Source organism: Flavobacterium sp. (assembly GCF_043773265.1).
In the GTDB taxonomy this organism is placed as follows: Bacteria; Bacteroidota; Bacteroidia; order Flavobacteriales; family Flavobacteriaceae; genus Flavobacterium.
This window is the reverse complement of record NZ_JAYVFH010000105.1, coordinates 1-3,513: the sequence shown is the minus strand read 5'-3', so window position 1 is coordinate 3,513 and position 3,513 is coordinate 1. Positions and strand designations below refer to the sequence as shown.

The window sequence follows — 3,513 nt, the reverse complement described above, 5'->3', positions numbered from 1 at the left end:
TCTAAAATTTTGGTTAACGGAATTAAATATGTTGAAGCTATAAGACCAACTTCAAACACTTTAGCATAACCAACTGAGACCGTTTCTGGAGATAATTTGAAGAAAAACATCAAAGATGCATAAATAAAAATCAATCCTAATAATACACGAACAATAATAATTGCAATTTTCATAATGTTTTACTTTTATTGGTTTATCAAATTTACAAAATATTATTTCATATTATAATATAAATAAATAAAAATGAAGCTTCTATGAAAACAAAACAGAAAAAACTAATTAAGTTTAATTTTTTTTATAAAATCTTCGCAATAAGTTTTAATCAACATTCTTACCTTTCTAAATTCATCAATAACTTCTTCATCACTTCCATTAGCTTTTGCAGGATCAGGAAAATTATAATGCAACTTAATTGCTTTAGTTGGAAAAAAAGGACAACGCTCTTTAGCATTATCACAAACAGTGATTATATAATCAAATGAAACATCTAAATATTCATCAATATTATTAGAAGTGTTTTGTGAAATATCAATTCCAATTTCGTTCATAATTAAAATTGCTTTAGGATTTAAACCATGAGTTTCAACTCCAGCCGAATATACTTTTACTTTTCTACCATCAGTAAAATGCTCTAAAAAACCATGTGCTATTTGGCTTCTACAACTGTTTCCTGTGCAAAGAACTAAAATATTTATCATTACTTTTTTCTTTTATAAGTACAAAAAATAAAATTTTGAATAGTGTCAAATGGTGTTTTATGATCTTCTGTAAATGAATTTATAAGTTCAAAATTATCTTGAAAAACTTCATTCATTTTCTGCTCATTATACTGAGTTATATCCAATCCACTGCATTTTTTTGGTCCGTTTTCAGAAAAAGTGGCTATTACCATTTTACCATCAAATGTTAATGCATTAGAAACTATTTCAGCATATTTTTCAATCTGATTTTTCTCGGTCAAAAAATGAAAGGATGCTCTATCATGCCAAAATTCATAGACTTCATTTGGTTTGAAATCTAAAATATTAGATACAACAAAGGTTACATTCTTAGATTTCTTACCTAACCTATTTTTAATTCTTTCAATTGCTTTTGAAGAAATGTCTAATAATGTTAAATTAGTATATCCGAGTTCTATAAGTGAATCTATAAAATAGCTGTCGCCGCCACCAATATCTATAATTTTTGAATCTTTATTTAACTTTAATTTTTCAATAAATTGAAACGAAGTTAAAGGCGTTTTTTGAAACCAACTTACTTCATTTTCTGATTTTGTTGAAAAAACGTTTTCCCAATGTGATTTTTTATCTTCCATAATTATACAAATAACCAAATTATATTAATGATGCAAAATTTAGGGTCAAAACCCCAAATTAATTGCAAAACAGTGATTGAAATTGTTATTATTATTGACTTTCTATGTTTTATTATAAATTTTTTCATACTAACAACATTTCAATTTTAATTTATTAGAAATTAAAGCAAAATAAGATTCAATTTTTTTTAAAGTGTCTGGATTTAAGCAATAGCAAATTGCAGTTCCTTCAATGCTTCCTTTGATGATTCCTACATTTTTTAGTTCTTTCAAATGTTGCGAAACTGTTGGTTGCGCCAATGGTAATTCGTTTACAATATCACCACAAATACAAGTGTCAACTTTAAGAAGATATTCAATTATTGCAACTCTTGCAGGATGCGAAAGTGCTTTGAATAAATTTGACAATTCATTGTGTTCTAATGAAAAAGATTCTGATTTTGATGCTCCCATAATATACTAAAATTTAATATTGCAATATTACAATAAACAAATATAAAATTCAAATATTAATTGTTGAATTTTATAGTTTAATCAATATTTCTTTATCCAAAATAAATTCCTATTTTTGATGCTTAAAAAAATCATAAAAAATGGCTTCAATAACTTTAGGAGGAAATCCTATAAACACTAATGGTGAATTACCAAAAGTAGGTTCGCAATCACCAGAATTTCAGTTAATAAAAAATGACTTATCCTTAACTTCTTTATCAGATTTTGCAGGAAGCAAGTTGATATTAAATATATTTCCAAGTATTGATACTGGAACATGTGCAACTTCTGTTCGCAAATTTAATGCAGATGCGAACAAACTCGAAAACACCAAAGTACTTTGTATTTCTAGAGATTTACCATTTGCTCAAAAACGTTTTTGTGGTTCTGAAGGATTAGAAAACGTTATCAATTTATCTGATTTTAATACAGGAAAATTTGGTAAAGATTACGGATTAGAAATGTCAGAAAGTGTATTAGCAGGTTTACATTCAAGAGTTGTAATAGTATTGGATGAAAATGGAGTTGTAAAATATGCAGAACAAGTTTCAGAAATAGCTGATGAACCAAATTATGAAGCAGCATTGGCTTCACTTTAATATTTATGGAATTTCAAAGAGATAAATCGTTTTTTTCTGGAAGATTTAAAAGTATGGGATTTGCATTAAAAGGTGCAATAAAATTAGCAACTACAGAACATAGTGTTATGGTTCAAAGTTGTATTGCTTTATTTTTAATTGTTGCAGGTTTTTATTTTGAAATTACTAAAGAAGAATGGATGTTTCAAACCCTGGCAATTGGTTTAGTTCTTGCAGTTGAAGGATTGAATACAGCAGTAGAAAAAACTGCAGATTTTATTCATCCAGAATTTCATGAAAAAATTGGTTTTATCAAAGATATTGCTGCCGGAGCTGTTTTCTTTGCAGCAATGACGGCTATTGCAATTGGTTGTATTATTTATATTCCAAAATTTTAATATTATCTAACAACATAAATTTCTATTTTTATAGTATCTAATGGCAAAATCAGTAAAAAAAGAGAATACAAAATCTACAGATTCTAAAGAAATAAAATCCTTGAAAATGAAGCGTCAATACAAAGTAGTTTTGGGTTGTCTTTTATGCTTGTTTTCTATTGGTTTATTAATAGCATTTGTATCTTTTTTTATTCATGGTCAAAGCGATCAAAGTGTTGTTAATGAAGTTGCTGACAGAACAAAACCAGCAACAAACTGGTTAGGTAAATTTGGAGCATACCTTGCCGATTTTTTTATTTTTAAAGGTTTTGGTGCGGCTTCTTTTTTGTTTGTAAAATTATTCTTCATAACTGGAGCTTTTTTAATTTTAGAATTGCCATTAAAAAAACTAAAAACTACTTGGTTTTGGGATTTATTTGGTGTTATTATACTATCAATTTTGTTTGGTTTTTTTGCAAATTCTATTCCAGAACTTGGCGGAACAATTGGTTATGAAATGAATTTATTTTTTCAAGATTATATAGGTAAAATTGGAACATTTTTAGTTTTAGTTTTTGGATTAATAATTTATTTATTGTTTAAAATTAAGTTATCTCCAGATACTATAAAAACTTTTTTCGAAAAAAGAAAATCAGAAATGAATGCTCATTTAGACGATTTGAAATCAGAAAAATTAGATTCTAGTTACAATCTTGAAGAGTATGCTGTTGACGAAACCAAAGACGACTTA

6 protein-coding genes are annotated in these 3,513 nt (G+C 27.0%); 3 read left to right on the top strand and 3 right to left on the bottom strand.

Annotated features, from left to right (window positions below):
• Window positions 1–275 precede the first annotated feature (275 nt).
• The 3 genes from ACH2BO_RS05485 to ACH2BO_RS05475 form a co-directional block, all read right to left on the bottom strand.
• Window positions 276–698, bottom strand: coding sequence for an arsenate reductase ArsC (locus ACH2BO_RS05485; RefSeq protein WP_395043745.1), 423 nt, complete (start codon window positions 696–698; stop codon window positions 276–278).
• Window positions 698–1,315, bottom strand: coding sequence for a class I SAM-dependent methyltransferase (locus ACH2BO_RS05480; RefSeq protein ID WP_395043744.1), 618 nt, complete (start codon window positions 1,313–1,315; stop codon window positions 698–700). The genes ACH2BO_RS05485 and ACH2BO_RS05480 overlap by 1 nt, the downstream gene beginning before the upstream one ends.
• A gap of 129 nt (window positions 1,316–1,444) precedes the next feature.
• Window positions 1,445–1,768: an ArsR/SmtB family transcription factor gene (locus tag ACH2BO_RS05475; RefSeq protein ID WP_395043743.1), complete on the bottom strand. Its 324-nt coding sequence runs from the start codon at window positions 1,766–1,768 to the stop codon at window positions 1,445–1,447.
• 140 nt (window positions 1,769–1,908) lie between these two features.
• On the opposite strand from ACH2BO_RS05475, the gene tpx reads away from it, so the two are divergent.
• From tpx to ACH2BO_RS05460, 3 genes are all read left to right on the top strand, one after another.
• Entirely contained in the window at window positions 1,909–2,406 is a 498-nt protein-coding gene (gene tpx / locus ACH2BO_RS05470; protein WP_395043742.1) for a thiol peroxidase, read from the top strand.
• Window positions 2,407–2,411: 5 nt separating this feature from the next.
• Window positions 2,412–2,783 carry a diacylglycerol kinase gene (locus ACH2BO_RS05465; protein ID WP_395043741.1) on the top strand — a complete coding sequence of 124 codons (372 nt, stop codon included), beginning with the start codon at window positions 2,412–2,414 and terminating at the stop codon, window positions 2,781–2,783.
• Window positions 2,784–2,823: 40 nt separating this feature from the next.
• The coding region (locus ACH2BO_RS05460; protein ID WP_395043740.1) for a DNA translocase FtsK 4TM domain-containing protein at window positions 2,824–3,513 on the top strand (690 nt) is incomplete at its 3' end.